This window comes from Pseudomonas sp. OE 28.3 (genome assembly GCF_014268205.2).
GTDB classification, from domain to species: Bacteria; Pseudomonadota; Gammaproteobacteria; order Pseudomonadales; family Pseudomonadaceae; genus Aquipseudomonas; species Aquipseudomonas edaphica.
The window spans coordinates 2,444,394-2,462,133 of sequence record NZ_CP077082.1 but is presented as its reverse complement, the minus strand read 5'-3'; the positions used below and the strand labels follow the sequence as shown (position 1 = coordinate 2,462,133).

16 protein-coding genes are annotated in these 17,740 nt (G+C 58.0%); 10 read left to right on the top strand and 6 right to left on the bottom strand.

Translation table 11 applies throughout. The features are described 5' to 3' along the window. Positions 1–7: 7 nt before the first annotated feature. Both HU759_RS11250 and HU759_RS11245 read left to right on the top strand, forming a co-directional pair. Positions 8–853 (top strand): NAD-dependent protein deacetylase, encoded by an 846-nt coding sequence (locus tag HU759_RS11250; RefSeq protein ID WP_186617358.1) that lies wholly within the window; start codon positions 8–10, stop codon positions 851–853. A 605-nt stretch (positions 854–1,458) separates the two neighbouring features. After that, a complete protein-coding gene (locus tag HU759_RS11245; RefSeq protein WP_017135014.1) occupies positions 1,459–1,788 on the top strand; it encodes a hypothetical protein in 330 nt (109 codons plus the stop codon). Positions 1,789–1,910: 122 nt separating this feature from the next. Here HU759_RS11245 and HU759_RS11240 read toward each other — a convergent pair whose 3' ends face one another. Then, complete coding sequence (locus HU759_RS11240) at positions 1,911–2,813, bottom strand: LysR family transcriptional regulator (protein WP_186617357.1); 903 nt, start codon at positions 2,811–2,813, stop codon at positions 1,911–1,913. 133 nt (positions 2,814–2,946) lie between these two features. On the opposite strand from HU759_RS11240, the gene HU759_RS11235 reads away from it, so the two are divergent. The 3 genes from HU759_RS11235 to HU759_RS11225 are packed head-to-tail and all read left to right on the top strand — an operon-like array spanning position 2,947 to position 5,529. After that, positions 2,947–3,645, top strand: coding sequence for a CoA transferase subunit A (locus tag HU759_RS11235; RefSeq protein WP_017135012.1), 699 nt, complete (start codon positions 2,947–2,949; stop codon positions 3,643–3,645). Between the two features lie 31 nt (positions 3,646–3,676). Then, complete coding sequence (locus HU759_RS11230) at positions 3,677–4,336, top strand: CoA transferase subunit B (protein WP_017135011.1); 660 nt, start codon at positions 3,677–3,679, stop codon at positions 4,334–4,336. 11 nt (positions 4,337–4,347) lie between these two features. After that, positions 4,348–5,529, top strand: coding sequence for an acetyl-CoA C-acetyltransferase (locus tag HU759_RS11225; RefSeq protein ID WP_138454037.1), 1,182 nt, complete (start codon positions 4,348–4,350; stop codon positions 5,527–5,529). A gap of 244 nt (positions 5,530–5,773) precedes the next feature. Here the strand turns inward: HU759_RS11225 and HU759_RS11220 are convergent, their stop codons facing one another. Beyond that, on the bottom strand, positions 5,774–6,199 hold the full coding sequence (locus HU759_RS11220; RefSeq protein ID WP_017134644.1) for a PaaI family thioesterase: 426 nt from the start codon (positions 6,197–6,199) through the stop codon (positions 5,774–5,776). Positions 6,200–6,289: 90 nt separating this feature from the next. After that, positions 6,290–7,375, bottom strand: a complete 1,086-nt coding sequence (locus HU759_RS11215) for a DUF1615 domain-containing protein (protein ID WP_186617355.1) — start codon at positions 7,373–7,375, stop codon at positions 6,290–6,292. Positions 7,376–7,520: 145 nt separating this feature from the next. On the opposite strand from HU759_RS11215, the gene HU759_RS11210 reads away from it, so the two are divergent. The 4 genes from HU759_RS11210 (at position 7,521) to HU759_RS11195 (ending at position 14,064) form a co-directional block, all read left to right on the top strand. Next, positions 7,521–8,135, top strand: a complete 615-nt coding sequence (locus tag HU759_RS11210; protein ID WP_017134642.1) for a LysE family translocator — start codon at positions 7,521–7,523, stop codon at positions 8,133–8,135. Positions 8,136–8,319: 184 nt separating this feature from the next. Beyond that, on the top strand, positions 8,320–13,065 hold the full coding sequence (locus HU759_RS11205; RefSeq protein WP_217858160.1) for an RHS repeat-associated core domain-containing protein: 4,746 nt from the start codon (positions 8,320–8,322) through the stop codon (positions 13,063–13,065). Continuing rightward, positions 13,062–13,442 carry a hypothetical protein gene (locus tag HU759_RS11200; RefSeq protein WP_177034976.1) on the top strand — a complete coding sequence of 127 codons (381 nt, stop codon included), beginning with the start codon at positions 13,062–13,064 and terminating at the stop codon, positions 13,440–13,442. The genes HU759_RS11205 and HU759_RS11200 overlap by 4 nt, the downstream gene beginning before the upstream one ends. 208 nt (positions 13,443–13,650) lie before the next feature. Further along, positions 13,651–14,064 carry a hypothetical protein gene (locus HU759_RS11195; RefSeq protein WP_176992423.1) on the top strand — a complete coding sequence of 138 codons (414 nt, stop codon included), beginning with the start codon at positions 13,651–13,653 and terminating at the stop codon, positions 14,062–14,064. Between the two features lie 75 nt (positions 14,065–14,139). Here the strand turns inward: HU759_RS11195 and hemB are convergent, their stop codons facing one another. From hemB to HU759_RS11180, 3 genes are all read right to left on the bottom strand, one after another. Continuing rightward, positions 14,140–15,114, bottom strand: coding sequence for a porphobilinogen synthase (gene hemB, locus HU759_RS11190; RefSeq protein ID WP_017137781.1), 975 nt, complete (start codon positions 15,112–15,114; stop codon positions 14,140–14,142). 115 nt (positions 15,115–15,229) lie between these two features. After that, on the bottom strand, positions 15,230–16,072 hold the full coding sequence (locus HU759_RS11185) for a PhzF family phenazine biosynthesis protein (RefSeq protein ID WP_186618206.1): 843 nt from the start codon (positions 16,070–16,072) through the stop codon (positions 15,230–15,232). Positions 16,073–16,075: 3 nt separating this feature from the next. After that, positions 16,076–16,774 carry a glutathione S-transferase N-terminal domain-containing protein gene (locus HU759_RS11180; protein ID WP_186618205.1) on the bottom strand — a complete coding sequence of 233 codons (699 nt, stop codon included), beginning with the start codon at positions 16,772–16,774 and terminating at the stop codon, positions 16,076–16,078. A 251-nt stretch (positions 16,775–17,025) separates the two neighbouring features. Here HU759_RS11180 and HU759_RS11175 point away from each other — a divergent pair, with 251 nt between their 5' ends. Then, positions 17,026–17,727: a histidine phosphatase family protein gene (locus HU759_RS11175; RefSeq protein WP_177034974.1), complete on the top strand. Its 702-nt coding sequence runs from the start codon at positions 17,026–17,028 to the stop codon at positions 17,725–17,727. Positions 17,728–17,740: the final 13 nt, after the last annotated feature.

The window sequence follows — 17,740 nt, the reverse complement described above, 5'->3', positions numbered from 1 at the left end:
GGACCCCATGCTCGATACGCTGGACCATCAAGAAAATCACCTCGACACCCTGTACCGGGCCATGGCTGAACGACGCTTTTTGGTCTTGACCGGTGCAGGTATCAGCACGTCATCGGGCATCCCGGATTATCGCGACAGCGAAGGCGTGCGCCGTGGCAAGGCGCCGATGATGTACCAGGAATTCCTCGCCACCGCTCAAGCGCGCCGCCGCTATTGGGCACGCGCCATGCTGGGTTGGCCACGGGTGCGTATTGCGCAGCCGAACCAGGCTCATCTGGCGCTGGCCACGCTGCAGCAGCGTGGCCGTATCAGCGGGCTAATCACGCAAAACGTCGACACCCTGCATGATCAGGCCGGCAGCCATGATGTGATCGAACTGCATGGCAGCCTGCATCGTGTGCTGTGCCTGGACTGCCAGCAGCGCAGTACCCGCGATGTGATTCAGCGGCAGATGGAAATCGACAATCCTTACCTGGTGCAGGTCCACGCAGTGCAGGCGCCCGACGGTGACACCCTGCTCGATCCGACCTTTGAAGAACGCTTCCAGGTTCCTCGCTGCCCCCATTGCAATGGCGAGCGCTTGAAGCCAGACGTTGTGTTTTTTGGCGAGAACGTGGCACCGGCTACGGCAGCCAGGGCCATGGCCGCCGTGGGGCATGCAGACGGGCTGCTGGTGGTGGGTTCTTCACTGATGGCCTATTCGGCGTTTCGCCTGTGCAAAGCGATGGTGGAGCAAGGCAAGCCGGTAATAGCCATCAACCTGGGCAAGACCCGTGGGGATGAGCTGTTGCAGGTGAAAATCGAGGCGTCATGCGAGCGGTTGTTGCCTCTGCTGGCCGAACGACTGAGTTAGCAAAACCACCGAAAATCCAACTGTGGGAGCTGGCTTGCCTGTGATAGCGGTGTATCAGTTAACAACTCTTTGGCTGACACACCGCGATCGCAGGCAAGCCAGCTCCCACAGGGATTGCGCGTTGGATTGGCTACCTGCCCACCACGACCCACCGCACAAAAAATGACGGCCAAGTCACGTTTTCCCGCATTCTCCCGTCCCCACAGCAATTTATGTAGTGACTAAAAATAATCACTACATAATCGTTGACGTAACCTTTTTGTCCTTGCATTATCGAGACGTCTCCCGGATCGGGAGCGTTGGTAACACGCGTTTTGAACAAGCTCGTCTGACCGCCGAGCTGTTTTTTCCGGATGTGCACTGCCCACAAGGCAGATTGATGAAGCTGACCGGCCCGCAAGGATCGGTACAAGGAGCTCAAACGCTGCTTGTCTTCGTGATGAAACCATTACGTAGCCGCTCATCAGCAAGACTACATGCATCAGGTTCAAGACCCTGCCCGTATTCGGCAGACCGTTACTGACGCCCGGTTTTCGCAACCGGAGACAACTAAGCAGTTTTAACGAACCAACTGATAGATCGCCAACTGGTCAAGGGGCTTACACATGAATCTGAACAACCAACCAACTATCGATGAATTGGCTGAGATGTTCGCAGCGCAAAAAGACAAACTCGACGACCATATCCTGTGGGTTGGCAAGTCGGGCGAAGTCAAAATTGACTGCCTGGCGCCCCACACCGAAGAAGCCGAGTTTGACCGCACTCACCGTGAACTCGCGGCGCGCCTGAAGATGTACCGCCGCGGCCAGGGTTATGTCGGCAAGAAAGCGGCGGCCGATCGAAACTTCATTGAGCAAGTATTCGACACACTTAACAATGCCTGGGCATCTTTCAAGGATAACTCGCAAGTTAAAGTGATCGACCGCTACTACTAAGTAAAACTTGCCCACTGTGGGAGCTGGCTTGCCGGCGATAACGGTTTAACTGCCAACACTTTTGTTGAATGTTAACTGGCTATCGCAGACAAGCCAGCTCCCACATTTGTTTTGTGGCACGCTCAAAACTTCGGGAAACGTCCCTTCGCCGCTTCGTCGCGAAAAATATCAAACAACACCTGCGCCGCCGCCGACAGTTCATGACCGGGCTTGGTGAGCACGCCAATCGGCCGCTCGATCACCGGATCGCTCAAGGTGATGCAATGGGCGCCCGCCTCCTCCATCTGGCGCGCGCATAGCGCAGGCACGGCGCTGACACCCAGGCCACTGGCAACCATCTTGCCGACCGTGGCCAATTGATGGCTTTCCAACGCCACCGGCAATTTCATCTGCAAGGCCCCAAGGTGCTCCTCCAGCATCACGCGCACCGTCGAGGGCCGTTGCAGGGTGATGAACGGGTGTTCCAACAGGGTTTTCCAGTCGACTTCGGTACATTGCGCCAAGGGCGAATCACCGGGCACCACCGCAATAAACCGGTCCAGGTATAAAGGCGTGAATGCCAGGGACGAACCTTCGGATGGCTCGAACGCCACGCCCAGCTCCACTTGGCGATCGCGGACCATTTCCAGCACCTGTTCATTGATCAGGTCATGCACCGTCACATTCACCTGCGGGTAACGTGCGCGGAATATCTTAAGAATCGGTGGCAGCAGGTTGCCCGCAAACGAAGGCATCGCCGCCACGGTGACGCGGCCACGCTGCAGGGTGAAACGTTGACGCAGTTCGTCTTCGGCATTGTCCCAGTCGGCAATCAACCGGCGCGCCAACGGCAGCAGCGATTCACCTTCGGGTGTCAGTGCGACGTTGCGGGTATTGCGGCTGAACAGGCGGCCACCCAGGCCCTCCTCCAAGCCCTTGATGGTCAGGCTCAGCGCCGACTGGGAAAGGTGCAGGCGCTCGCAGGCGGCGGCAAAACTCAGGCTTTGGGCCACGGCGAGAAAGGCGCGCATCTGTTTGACGGTCATGAGGCTGCTCCGGGCGGCGATTGGACTATGCTGTTTTCTAAATCAATCAACCTTAAAAAACAACTTAACAAATCAATCCGTCGGCGCAACACTCAGTTCATTGGCTGGCCCACAAACAATAAAAGAGGTGCATATGGCAGGTTTCGATAAACGCGTGGCGTCCTATGAAGAAGCACTGGCAGGCCTGGAAGACGGCATGACCGTGCTCTCCGGTGGTTTTGGCCTGTGCGGCATTCCAGAAAACCTCATCGCCGAGATCAAGCGCAAAGGCACCCGCGACCTGACCGTGGTTTCCAACAACTGCGGCGTTGACGGGTTTGGCCTGGGCGTACTGCTGGAAGAAAAGCAGATCAGCAAGGTAATCGCCTCCTACGTCGGTGAAAACGCGCTGTTCGAGAAGCAACTGCTCAGCGGCGAAATCGAAGTGGTGCTCACGCCCCAAGGCACCCTGGCCGAAAAAATGCGCGCAGGCGGCGCCGGCATCCCGGCCTTCTTCACCGCCACCGGCGTCGGCACTCCGGTGGCCGAAGGCAAGGAGACCCGCGAGTTCAACGGTCGCCCGTACTTGATGGAAGAGTCCATCACCGGCGACTTCGCCATTGTCAAAGGCTGGAAAGCCGACCACTTCGGCAACGTCATCTACCGCCATACCGCGCAGAACTTCAACCCGCTGGCGGCTACTGCGGGCAAGATCACCGTGGTCGAAGTTGAAGAAATCGTCGAACCGGGCGAGCTGGACCCGGCGCATATCCACACCCCAGGGATTTACGTCGACCGAGTCATTTGCGGCACCTTCGAGAAGCGCATCGAACAGCGCACCGTCCGCAAATAATCCGCCAGCCCAAATAATAAGGAGACAACACATGGCTCTTACCCGCGAACAAATGGCTCAACGCGTCGCCCGCGAAATGCAGGACGGTTTCTACGTCAACCTCGGCATCGGCATCCCGACCCTGGTGGCCAACTACATCCCCGAAGGCATGGAAGTGATGCTGCAATCGGAAAACGGCCTGCTCGGCATGGGCCCGTTTCCGACCGAAGAAACCATCGATGCCGACATGATCAACGCCGGCAAACAAACTGTGACCGCACGCATCGGCGCCTCGATCTTCTCCTCTGCCGAGTCCTTCGCAATGATTCGCGGCGGGCATGTCGACCTCACCGTGCTCGGCGCATTTGAAGTGGACGTGCAAGGCAACATCGCGTCGTGGATGATCCCCGGCAAGCTGGTCAAGGGCATGGGCGGCGCCATGGACCTGGTGGCCGGTGCAGAAAACATCATCGTGATCATGACCCACGCGTCCAAGGACGGGGAGTCCAAACTGCTCAGCCAATGCAGCCTGCCGCTGACCGGCGCCAAGTGCATCAAGCGCGTGCTGACAGACCTTGCGTACCTGGAAATCGAAAATGGCGCTTTTGTCCTCAAGGAACGCGCACCTGGCGTCAGCGTTGAAGAGATTGTGAGCAAGACCGCCGGTAAACTGATCGTCCCGGACCACGTTCCAGAAATGCACTTCCAGTGAGGACAGATTCCATGCAAGACGTCGTGATTGTTGCTGCCACCCGCACCGCCGTGGGCAGCTTTCAAGGAGCGCTGGCCAGCATTCCGGCACCGGAGTTGGGCGCGGCCGTGATCCGTCGCCTGCTGGAGCAGACCGGTCTGGACCCGGCTCAGGTCGATGAAGTGATCCTCGGCCAGGTACTGACCGCAGGCAGCGGCCAGAACCCGGCGCGCCAGGCCTCTATTCTGGCGGGTCTGCCCCATGCGGTGCCGGCTTTGACCCTGAACAAGGTCTGCGGCTCGGGCCTCAAAGCCCTGCACCTGGGTGCCCAAGCCATCCGTTGTGGTGACGCTGAGGTGATCATCGCCGGCGGCATGGAGAACATGAGCCTGGCGCCGTACGTATTACCCGCTGCGCGCACCGGTTTGCGCATGGGCCACGCCAAGATGCTCGACAGCATGATCACTGACGGCCTGTGGGATGCGTTCAACGACTACCACATGGGCATCACCGCCGAGAACCTGGTGGACAAGTACGGCATCAGCCGTGAAGCCCAGGACGCCTTCGCCGCCGCCTCCCAGCAGAAAGCCGCCGCCGCTATCGAAGCCGGCCGGTTTGTCGATGAGATCACTCCGATCCTGATTCCACAGCGCAAGGGTGATCCGTTGTCCTTCGCCGTGGATGAGCAACCGCGCGCCGGCACCACAGCCGAGTCGCTGGCCAAGCTCAAGCCCGCGTTCAAGAAAGAGGGTAGCGTCACCGCCGGCAACGCCTCCAGCCTCAATGACGGCGCCGCCGTTGTCTTGTTGATGAGCGCCGAAAAAGCCAAGGCTCTCGGCCTGCCGGTGCTGGCGCGTATCGCCAGCTATGCTAACGCCGGCGTGGACCCTGCGATCATGGGCATCGGCCCGGTCTCGGCTACCCGCCGCTGCCTGGACAAAGCCGGTTGGAGCCTGGGTGACCTGGACCTGATCGAAGCCAACGAAGCCTTCGCCGCGCAATCTCTGGCGGTGGGCAAAGAGCTGGAGTGGGATGCGAACAAGGTCAACGTCAACGGCGGCGCCATCGCCATCGGCCACCCGATCGGTGCCTCAGGCTGCCGCGTGCTGGTGACCCTGCTGCATGAAATGATCAAGCGCGACGCCAAGAAAGGCCTGGCCACCTTGTGCATCGGCGGCGGCCAAGGGGTAGCGCTGGCCCTCGAGCGCAGTTGATCTAAAGAGCAACAGGCTAATTGTGGCGAGGGAGCTTGCTCCCGTTGGGCTGCGCAGCAGCCCCTGTCGACAAGAGCAACATGAGAAAAGGCTCGATTCCACGAAAAATCGGGCCTTTTCTTTGCCCGGTTTTCCTGAAAAAAAACAATACTCATGTGGGAGCTGGCTTGCCTGCGATAGCGGTGTATCAGGTAACAACTGCTTGGCTGACACACCGCTATCGCAGGCAAGCCAGCTCCCACATTTAATCTTCATCGTCAGAGTGAGGTACCGCAAACACCGCATTCGCCCGTGCCACCACCTTGTCCCCCACTTGCAGGCTCACGGTGGCAAACGCCATCTGCCTGCCACGCTTGTGGTGCTCCAGCCGCACCACAATCCACTCCCCCACCTGCACGACACCCAGGTAGTCCAGGGTCATGCTAGCGGTTATCAGCGGTAACGGCGGTTCGCTGGAAAACGCCATCGCATAGCCCATGCCGACATCCGCCAGCGTTGCCAACACCCCACCGTGCACCGTGCCGCGCCCATTGGCGTGGCGGTTGTCGGCACGCAGGCCGATTTCCAGTTGCAACCCTTCACCCCGGCAATACGCCGGACCTAACAGGTCGAGCAACGGGCTGCTGCGTGGCAGCGAGACAAAGCCTTCGGGCACGGTGTAAGTGATCATGGCGAGCTCTTCCTTGGCCAAAACACGAGGTGTACCCCAGCCTCCCCAAGTTCACCATCAAGATCAGCCAAGCCAATGATCAACAATCAGCTAACGCTTCATGCAACGCTGATAGCGCTCATCCACACGCTTGGCAAACCACGCGGTGGTGAGGTTGCGGGTGATCTTCGGACTCTTGAGCACGATGCCCGGCAAAATCGCGCGCGGCACAGGCTTGCCGGCAGCTTTGTCGGCCAGGGCAAATACGCGTTTGTAGAGGGTGGTTTCTTCGAAATCGAGCTGCTCGCCCTTTTCCAGCTGGCTGCGGATGCTGGGGTTGCGCATATCCAGCTTCGCGCCCAGGGAACGCACCGCCAACTCGGTGGTGCCGGGCAGCAGTGAGCCATAACGAATCAGGTCCCCATCCAGCGCCAGCTCGGTGCCGCTGACTCGGCTGACAGCAGCCTGGAACGCGGCATTGCGGCTGGCATACCACCCCGCGTTGAAATCGGCAAAGCGGTACAGCGGCTGGTCGTAGCTCACCGGGTAACCGAGAAGATGCGTGATACCGAAGTACATGCCGCCACGACGGGTGAAGACTTCGCGACGAATTGTGCCATCCACGGTGTAGGGATAATCGCGGGCGTGTTGCTGCGCAAAATCGATGCTGACCTGCATGGGGCCGGCGGTGTGCACCGGGTTAAAGCCGCCGAACAAGGTATTACCCAGGGGCACCATGCTGATGAAATCGTCAAAAATGCTGCTCAAGTCCTTCTCTGTGCGCGCGGCATTCAAGCGCTCGGCGTAAGTCTTGCCGGTCGGCGAACGCAGTTGCAGCGTGGTACGCACTACAAAGGCCGGCACATGGACCTTGCCGGCGCGGCGCAGGATTTCATCCTGGGCGATCTTGCCCATGTTCGGCACCGGCGGGTCTACCTGATAGGTGGACTCTTGCTCGGTCACCGCCAGCACAGCGCAGATATTTTCGCTGCTGGGGTAGATTTTCTGGGTGTCGAAGGCGGTGTAGATGTCTTTGGCCCAGCCGTTGCGGTCCGCCACCGTGGCCGGTAACAGCCGCACAATCTGCGCCTTCACCTCGGCCTCGCTGCGCTCAGGCTGCTGCGGGCCGCGTGGAGTGGAGCAGCCGGCCAGCACCAGCAAGGTGGTGAGGCACAGGATCAGGCGGCTTGAATACATGGGGTTTCCTTGAATAACGACGGGCCGGTTGTGCGGATATCGACAGGTAAGTCTAACCGGGGTTCGCCGACCTGTTGCACTCGCCAGTTATCACTGAACGTGACAGGATCGGTCATCGACCATTCGTACAAGGAGTTTGAATGCCATGCTCAGCCTGAACTTTTTCGTCACCTGCCTGATCGTCGTGCTGATCCCCGGCACTGGGGTGATCTTTACCGTGTCCACCGGCCTCACTGCCGGCAAGCGTGCCAGCCTGTTCGCCGCGTTGGGCTGTACTGCCGGGATCATTCCCCACTTGCTCGCATCGATATTGGGCCTTTCCGCCCTGCTGCATACCAGCGCCCTGGCCTTTGAGGCGTTGAAATTCGCTGGGGCGGCCTACCTTTTGTATCTTGCCTATGCCACCTGGCGTGACCGCTCGGCCTTCGCCATGAGCGACACACCAGCGGTCGCAACTGCACGCAGCCTGATGCTGCGCGGCTTTCTGCTGAATATCCTGAACCCCAAGCTGACGATTTTCTTCCTGGCCTTCCTGCCGCAATTCGTCACCCCCGGCAGCACGGCGCCCGCTGTGCAGATGCTGGTACTAAGTGGCGTTTTCATGGCGATGACGTTTGCGGTGTTTGTGGTGTACGGCCTGCTGGCCAATGTGTTTCGCCGTGCCGTGATCGAGTCACCACGGGTACAGAATTGGTTGCGCCGCAGTTTTGCCGCAGCCTTTGCGGGGTTGGGGTTGAACCTGGCGTTTGCGCAGCGCTGACAAGAACTAGCGAAACCTCCTACCCAACACCCGGATAAGCTCTACAGATCCTTCCTGAAAACCGCTGCAAAGTCCTTCGCCTGATCACACAGTGCGAGGGATTGCAGATGGTTTTGTTAGTTAGAGCCCGGGCCAAAGGGGCTAGCGCTTGAACCCGGCCATTGGCAGGCTGACCCTGACCCCAATGGACGTGAAGACGGTCGACGTTGAAAGCGTCTTCCGTGATTTTCGCGAATGCCTGAATACCTTTGACGAATGGGCGTCGAGCTTCTGGAGCTTCTCGGCGCTGGATGTCGAGCAGGTGTTCAAGGTCGGGGATGAGGTGGCGCTGGTCGCCCCGATCAACCGCTCCATCATTCCCAGTAGCACCGTTGCCACGTGCCAGGCCAATGGCACGTTGACCCTGGTGCATATGTTCCAAAGCACGCGTTTTGTGCCCATCGGCAATACGCCGGTGGTGCTGCAACGCGTCGATCCCAACGGCGGCTCATTGGGCGAGCCGATCCACCACACCATCGGCCCCAGCGGCATTCTCGAAATCACCGAGTGTGATCGTAATCAATCGTACCGAATCAGTTTTTACCCCGATGTTTCCAAAGATCACGTCAAGGCACTGTACGCGTCTTATCAGTCAGTGATTGCGGGGTTGGAAGAGCGCCTGCGTAAAGAGTGGAACGACACCTTCCAAGCGCAGTGGAGAATTTATACCGACGCCAAACCGCTTGATCAACGCAGGATGCTGGAGAAAGCGGCTCTCAATGGCATGGGCACGGCGCTCTACACCCTTTGGGACAACTTGACGCAGCTGTTTGACATGTTGGCGGACATCAAGCCCAACAGCGAAAAGTTGCTCAAGTACATCTCCCAGGCCGAGCTTGATGAGCTGCTGACACTCAGCAATGACGCGATCGCCAACGGCCTGCTGGTACTCAGCGATGAGCCGCTGTTGTTCATTTACGTGTCGGCAATGGTCAGCTGGATGCGCCTGCTGCCGCCGCAAGACTTGCAGGAGCTGATGGGCGAAATCACCGGCGAGGTGTTGATCAACTTGCTGTTGATTCGGGCGACGGCGGGCATGGGCGTGGCAGTACGCCTGGGCACTCAAGTCCTCGGGCACATCAAGTCCGGACGGGCGCGGAGTTTGCTCGAGTTGCTGGCAAAACAGCATGTGGGGCCGACGTTGGAGCCACATGTAGCGGCGGTTAAACCCTTGTTGCTGAGCAGTGCCCCGACGCCGATCAAGACCGTGCCGGTTGCGCCGCTGAAGGCTGGGGACCAGTTGGTTGCCAACCCGGTGCCGGCGGTGCGCGGCAAGACGCAGCAGACCGCGTTGGTGCGCCAGGAACCTGTGGATGATGTGCCGGCTTCGGGCAAGAACCTCAATGGCGATGCGGCGGCCCCTGCGGACAAAACCGTCACCCACGGTTGCCCCGTTTCGATGGTCACCGGCGAGGAATTGCTGACGCTCACAGACGGCACGCTGGATGGGGTTTTGCCGTTTGAGTGGACGCGGTTGTATCGCACCAGTGCGGTGGAAGTCGATTGCGGGTTGGGGTTTGGTTGGAGTCATTCGCTGGCGCAGCGGCTTTCTGTTTCCGGTGATTCGGTGGTGTGGACGGATCATGAGAATCGCCGTACTGAGTTTGTGCTGCCCTCCGCTGCTCGACCGGCGATTACCAATAGCTTGGCTGAAGCGGCGATCTTTTTGGGTGATCTGCCCGATGAACTGGTGCTGGCCCAGGCGTCGCGGTTCTACCACTTTCAAGAGGGTGTGCTGACAGCCATCAGCGATGCGTATGACAACCGGTTGCGGGTTTTCCGCGATCGTTTGGGGCGGGTTGAGCGGCTGGATAACGGTGTGGGTCGCTCGCTGTTTCTGCGTTATGAGCTGGGCCGCATTGTGGCGGTGGACTATCAGGTTCATCGGGCCAAGGGGCACGAACCGTTTGAATGGGTGACGGAGCAGAAGGTTGTTTCCTACGCCTATGACGACCTTGGCCGACTGGTTTCTGCGACCAATGCCGTGGGTGAAAGCGAGGTTTATCGCTACGACGAGCAGCACGTCATTCTTGAGCGTGGGTTGGCCGGTGGGGCGAGCTTCTTTTGGGCATGGGAACGGGCTGGCAAGGCGGCGCGGTGTGTTCGGCACTGGGCCAGCTTCTCGCAGATGGATACGCGGTATGCCTGGGGGGATGACGGCCGTGTCACGGTGCATAACGCTGATGGCAGCCGGGAAGTGTATGTCCACGATGACCGTGCGCGGCTGGTGCAGCGCATTGATCCGGACGGCGCTGAACACTTCAAATCCTATGACGACAAGGGCCGGCTGACCGTAGAGCAGGATCCGCTTGGGGCGGTGACGGCGTATCAGTACGACGAAGCCGGACGCTTGGTGGCGTTGTTTCCGGGGGACGATGAGCCGACGTCCTACGAGCATGACAACGGTTTCGTGCGGGTTGTACGCCGTGGTGAGGCCGTTTGGAAGTATGAGCGTAACGATCAGGGCGACGTCATTCGCAAGACCGATCCTGACGGCAATATTACGGACTACAGCTACAACAAATATGGGCAGCTGACGGGGGTTTGGTTTCCCGATAACAGTTGCCATCGGCTGGTTTGGAATGAGCGTGGGCAGTTGCTTGAGGAGCTGCTGCCCAATGGGGGTATCAAGCGTTATCGCTATGACGACCTTGGTCGGCAGGTTGCCCGCGAGGATGAACAGGGAGCGCTGACCCAGTTTCAGTGGGACAGCGTGGGTCGGTTGATTCGTGTCGTATTGCCAGGCGGTGCAACACGCGAATACAGCTACAACGCCTACGGAAAAATCACCGCCGAACACGACGAACTTACCCACGTCACCCGCTACGAATACGCCGACGGCCTGCACCTGATCAGCCGCCGTATCAACGCCGATGGCACCCACGTCAAGTACCGCTACGACAATGCGCGCCTGCTGCTGACCTCGATCGAAAACGAGGTGGGCGAAACCTACCGACTCGCTTACCACCCCAACGGCCTGATCCAGCAGGAAATCGGCTTTGACGGCCAGCGCACGGCTTACGTGTATGACCTCAACGGCAACCTGGCGGAAAAAACCGAACACGGCGACGACGGCAGTCAGCTCGTTACCCGTTACAAGCGAGACCACGCCGGGCGCCTCGTAAGAAAAACCCTGCCAGACGGCAATGTTGTCGACTATGCCTACGACCGCCAAGGCAACCTCCTCAGCGTCGACGACGGCCACTGGGCGCTGGCCTACGAGTACGATCCACAAAACCGCCTCAACGCCGAACACCAGGGCTGGGGCACCTTGCGTTACGGCTACGACGCCTGCGGCCAACTTAAAAACCTGCGCCTCCCGGACAATAACCGGCTGGTGTTCAACCACGACAAAGGCGGCCACCTTTCCACCGTCGAACTGAACGGCGAAACCCTCACCTCGCACCTGTTCAAAACCGGCCGCGAACACCAACGCCAACAAGGCCAACTCCTCAGCCACTACCACTACGACGACCAAAACCGCCTGCACGCCCACGCGGTCAGCCAACAGCAACACACGCTATACCAACGCCAATACGACTACGACAAAACCGGCAACCTCACCCGCCTGCTAGATACCCGCAAAGGCGAACACCACTACCACTACGACCCCCTCGCCCGCCTGACCCGCGCCGACCACTCGCAAGACGTGCAGGAACGCTTCGGCCACGACCCGGCCGGCAACCTGCTGATGCAAGACCGCCCCGGCCCGGACATCGTGGCGGGGAACAGGTTGATGATCCAAGGCGATCATCATTATGACTATGACGCCTTCGGTAATTTGATCCGCCAGCGGCGCGGCAAGGGTCATCAGCTCGTCACCGAGTACCGCTACGACTGCCAGCATCGGCTGGTGGGTATTACTCAACCAAACGGGCAAACCGCCAGCTATCGCTATGACCCATTTGGACGGCGGGTCAGCAAAACCGTTAACGACATAACCACGGAGTTTTTCTGGCAAGGCGACAAGCTGGTAGCTGAACACCACGCGGACTGCCATCGCAGCTATATCTACGAGCCAGATAGTTTTCGCCCGTTGGTACTGCTGGAAGGCTTTGGCCCACAAGAAACAAAGCCCTTTCACTACCAACTCGACCACCTCGGCACGCCACAGGAACTGACAAACCCCGAAGGCGAAATCGTCTGGTCCGCGCACTACCGCGCCTACGGTGAAATCGCCCGCCTAGACATCAGAAAAATCGACAACCCGTTGCGTTTTCAGGGCCAATATTTCGATGCGGAAAGTGGACTGCACTACAACCGGCATCGCTACTACAATCCAGATATTGGTCGCTACCTGACGCCGGATCCGGTGAAGCTGGCGGGTGGGATTAACGCGTACCGGTATGTGCTCAATCCTACTGGTTGGGTGGATCCGTTAGGTTTGAACACTTGTCCAGGTGACAATGGATGTATACCGCAGTCGAAAATAGAGAGCCCAACTGAAAAAACAAAGGTTGATGATCAATCGTCATCACCACCGACCCCACTTAATAAGAGAAGATATCTATATCGTGGAGATTTGAGAGAGCCCGATGAAATATTCGAAAAAGGCTTTGAGAGCAGAGGATCGAGTACAGACCTTTTCCTGCACTCATTGAACAACCTTAGCCCCCCTAGCAACTTTGTTCCTACGTCGATATACAGTAAACAAGCTCTGGCATTTGCTTCAAATTTTGGCTTCGAGGAAGGGTTCCTTTACACACTAAAAAGAATCCCTGGACGAGACGTAAACAAAGAATTGGGCATGCGATCCAAACACAGTAATGAGTCAGAAATCGCAATCCCGGGACGTATAGATACCCAAGACATTTTAGGTGCCTCGCCAGTGTATGAAGATGGCACCTACAAGGGGTACACCATATTGAACCCTAATAGGAAATTTCCATGAAATCACGTGAAATCACAATCATCAGAAACGGCATACGTGAAACCGCAATAATCGAATATGAGGGGGGCAGGCCCACTCTTTATATACTGCTGAAGAATGAAGCACGGAAAAGCTACACCGCATTAGACCTATATGAATGTTTCGGTTTATTAAGGAGCGATTTGAGAGATATAAAATTTCTATGCAAGGGTGCAAAAATCAATGTCCACCCATCAGGAATGTCTTCGCACATGTCTAATGGTCTAGTTGCTTATGAAACGACCATGGGAGTTCCGGAGGGTGAGATGGTGCATATTTTCTCTTATGAAGAAGACGATCTCACCAACGACATACAGGAGCAACATGATTTCTGCCAACGCTGGGCTGAGTCGGTGTAGACGTAGTTCGCTGCATCTGTGAAGAGCAACCTCTCTCGCCACAGGCCAGCGACCTCACCTCGGAATTTTAGGATCAGATCCCCTCCCCAAAATAAAAAGAACCTTCCATTCACCACAAAATATACACAGCGACACTCTAGTTACCACGCCAATAAAACCCAACGAAAGCCATGCAGGCCATTAAACCCAACTTCCAAGCAGAAAAAACATGGAAACGAAAAAAATAAAAATACTAGTAAACGATAAAAAAATAGAAACAACAGTAAAGTTTGACAAAAGAAAACTCATCATGAAATTTTCAGAAGCAGAAAACTTCAAGAAAATTTATGAAGGAAGGGACATTTACGTTTGCCTCGCAAAAGTCAGAGCCGACTTCCCCCATATGACCTTCTTATGCAAAGGCGCAAAATTAAATGTAATGCCTTCAAGAATGGCATCTCAAATGAGTGCAGGACTTGTTGCTTACGAAATAACCTTAGGCAAACAAGCAACTAGAAAAGATATAGTTCACATCTTTGATTATGAAGAAGAGAATCTAACGAACGACCCAAAAGAACAAATCGACTTCTTTAAAAAATGGCTGGCATCATTGGGTGCCCAAGACTATGAAAAATTCAACTGAGCGTGATCGCAAAACATCACAGAGCACTGCACCTGTGACGAGCAACCTCGCTCGCCACAGGCCCACAACCCAAAATCAAATCCCAGCCAACGCCAAATCCATCGCAAAATACGTAAAAATCAAATCCGCGCCAGCCCGCTTGATCGACCCCAACGTCTCGCGCACCACCCGGGCCTCATCAATTGCGCCTGCCTGGGCGCCAAACTTGATCATCGCGTATTCGCCACTCACTTGATACGCCGCCACCGGCAAGCGTGAGGTTTCGCGAATGTCGCGGATGATGTCGAGGTAGGCGCCAGCCGGTTTGACCATCAGCGCATCGGCGCCTTCCTGTTCGTCGAGCAGGGACTCGCGTACGGCTTCGCGGCGGTTCATTGGGTTCATCTGGTAGCTTTTGCGGTCGCCCTTGAGGGCGCTGCCGCCGGCTTCGCGGAATGGGCCGTAGAGGGCCGAGGCAAATTTGGTGGAGTAGGCCATGATCGGGATATGGGTGAAGCCCGCGTCGTCCAAGGCACGGCGAATGGCCTGGACCTGGCCGTCCATGGCGGCCGACGGTGCGATGACATCGGCACCGGCACGGGCGGCGGCCACGGCTTGTTTGCCGAGGTTGACCAGGGTCGCGTCGTTGTCGACGTGGGCACCGTGCATCACGCCGCAGTGGCCGTGGTCGGTGTATTCGCAGAAGCAGGTGTCAGACATCACGATCATGTCCGGCACGGCGTCCTTGATGATCGAGGACATGCGCGAGACCAGGCCGCGCTCTTTCCAGGTGTCGCTGCCGTTGGCGTCCAGGTGGTGGGACACGCCGAAGGTCATCACCGACTTGATCCCGGCACGGGCATAACGCTCGATTTCACCGGCCAGTTTTTTCTCAGGAATACGCACCACGCCCGGCATGCTGGTAATCGGCACAAAGTCGTCGATTTCTTCTTCGACAAAAATCGGCAGTACCAGGTCGTTGAGGGTGAATTCGGTTTCCTGGAACAGGCCACGCAGCTCCGGGGAGCGGCGCAGGCGGCGAGGACGGGCTTGGGGGAACTGGCTGGTCATGGCTTTCCTGGATAGCGGCAGAATAGTTGGGGCAAAAGCTTATGCCCCTTGGCCCCCGCAGCACAAACGCCCAGGGGCCAATAGTGTATTGCGTGGGCCGTAACAATATATTGATCTAGAGCTGGACTCGCCCTTCGATGCACGCCGCCACTGCGCCGCCCACCCAGATTTCATCACCTTGGCGCTCCACGTGAATTCGCCCGGCACGCCCAATCGCGGTGCCCTGGCTGACCACATACCGCTCGGGCGCGAGGCCTTCGGCCAGCAACCATTGGGCAACACCGGCATTCAAACTGCCGGTGGCCGGGTCTTCCTGGGCGCCGTCACCGGCGATAAAAGCGCGCACTTCAAAGTGGCTGTCCACCTCGTCACGCGCCGGGTCACAGGGCGCGATGACGCCAATGGCCAGGCCGTGCAATTGCGCGTAATCGGGCTGCAAGGCCAACACCTGCTCGCGGTCGGCCAGCATCACCGCCAGCCAGTCCGCGCCGTTATCCACCCACTGGCTGCGCACAATGGCCTCAGGTGCCAGGCCCAACCCCAGGCGCACGCGCTCCAGCAGGGGCGTTTCCACCGGCCCTGTGCGCAACAACGGCGGTGCAATAAACGCCAGTTCATCGCCTTGGCGACGGACACGCACCAGGCCGATTTCGCACTCCTGGATAATCTCCTCACCCTTGGGCACGCCGCCTGCCTGCAGCCACGCATGGCAACTGCCCAGGGTCGGGTGCCCGGCGAACGGCAGCTCTTTAAGCGTGGTAAAAATTCTTACCCGATAATCCGCCCGTGGATCCCGCGGCGTCAGCAAAAACGTGGTCTCGCTGAGGTTGGTCCAGTTGGCGAAGTCGGCCATTTGCTGGTCGGTGAGGCTATCGGCGCCGAGCACGACCGCCAAGGGGTTGCCCTTGAGCGAAACCCGGCTGAACACATCCAGTTGCTTGAAATCGAAAGTCGGCATGTCTTAGCTCGGAATACTCAGGCCACGAATCACCGCCGGGCGGGCGACAAAACCGTCCAGCGCGCGCAGCACATTAGGGAAATCAGCGATGCCAACCAGGTCGCCGGACTCGTAGAAACCGATCAAGTTGCGGATCCATGGGAGGGTGGCAATGTCGGCGATGCTGTATTCATCACCCATGATCCAGGTGCGGCCCAGCAAGTGTTTTTCCAGCACGCCGAGCAAACGCCGAGATTCGGCGGCGTAGCGATCACGTGGGCGTTTGTCTTCGTATGCTTTGCCGGCAAACTTGTTGAAGAACCCGACCTGACCAAACATCGGGCCGATACCGGCCATCTGGAACATCAGCCACTGCAGGGTTTCGTAACGGGTGGCCGGGTCTTCGGAGAGCAACTGGCTGGTTTTTTCCGCCAGGTAAATCAGGATTGCGCCGGATTCGAACAACGCCAGCGGCTGACCGCTCGGGCCATTGGGGTCGATGATCGCCGGGATTTTATTGTTGGGGTTCAGGGACATGAACTCTGGCGACAACTGGTCCTGGGTCTCGAAACTGACCTTATGTGCTTCATAAGGCAGGCCCAGTTCCTCCAGCATGATCGACACTTTGACCCCATTGGGCGTGGGCAGCGAATACAGCTGCAAGCGCTCCGGGTGCTGGGCGGGCCATTTGCTGTTGATCGGGAAAGCGGCAAGTGCGTTCATCGGGAAGTCCCCAGGCTCAAAGTCCCCATAATAGCCACCTGCACGCCGTCCTGCATGGGTCATCATTGCGCAACATAGCCGCGCTATGGTGCGCACAGGCGAACCAAAGAGCCGATTCACACTCTTAACTGCGCCATGACGGTGAAAGGAGATACGCCGTAACAATCACAGGTTAAACCGCAGCACGCCGGATGCGTCGCTGGGGCCAGGCTTGCCCGCCTTAATCGCCGCACTGAAGACTCGAACCTACAATGACAATCAAGCCTCTGTGCCTTGCGCAACGTATTAAACGTTATGCCTACATCATGTTGCCGCTATTGCTGGTGGGCGGCGCCATCGGCCTGACCCTGGAGTCGCGAATCAGCCGCGCCGCGCCGGTGGACGGTGTGCAAACCCTGGTGTTCCTGCGCCACGGCGAAAAACCCGTCGGCGGCCTCGGCCAGCTCAATTGCCAGGGTTTGAACCGCGCGATGAACCTGGCCACCGTGCTGCCGGAAAAATTCGGCAAGGCCAACTACGTGTTTGCGCCCGACCCGACGCGCAATGTCGAGGAAGGCGAGCACGATAATTCCTACAGCTACATTCGGCCCCTGATGACCATCAGCCCCAGCGCCATCAAGCTTGGCCTGCCGGTGAACATCAAGTTCTCCGCCAATGACACCCACGACCTCGCCGATGAGCTGGTTGAAGACAAGTACCACAATTCCATCATCTACACCGCCTGGTCACACGGTTATTTGCCGGAGCTGATCAACCGGGTGGCCAGTGAAGCCTCGGGTGAAAAACACACCATCACGGACGATTGGTCGGGCGGCGATTACGACACGCTCTATGTACTGACACTGACCTGGCACAACGGCAAGGCTTCGCTGCTGAGCCGCAACTACAAGCAAGGCCTGGATAACGGCCAGCAGACATGCCCGGATGCAACCCAAGTGAGCGCGGATATCTGAAGCCCTGCAGATA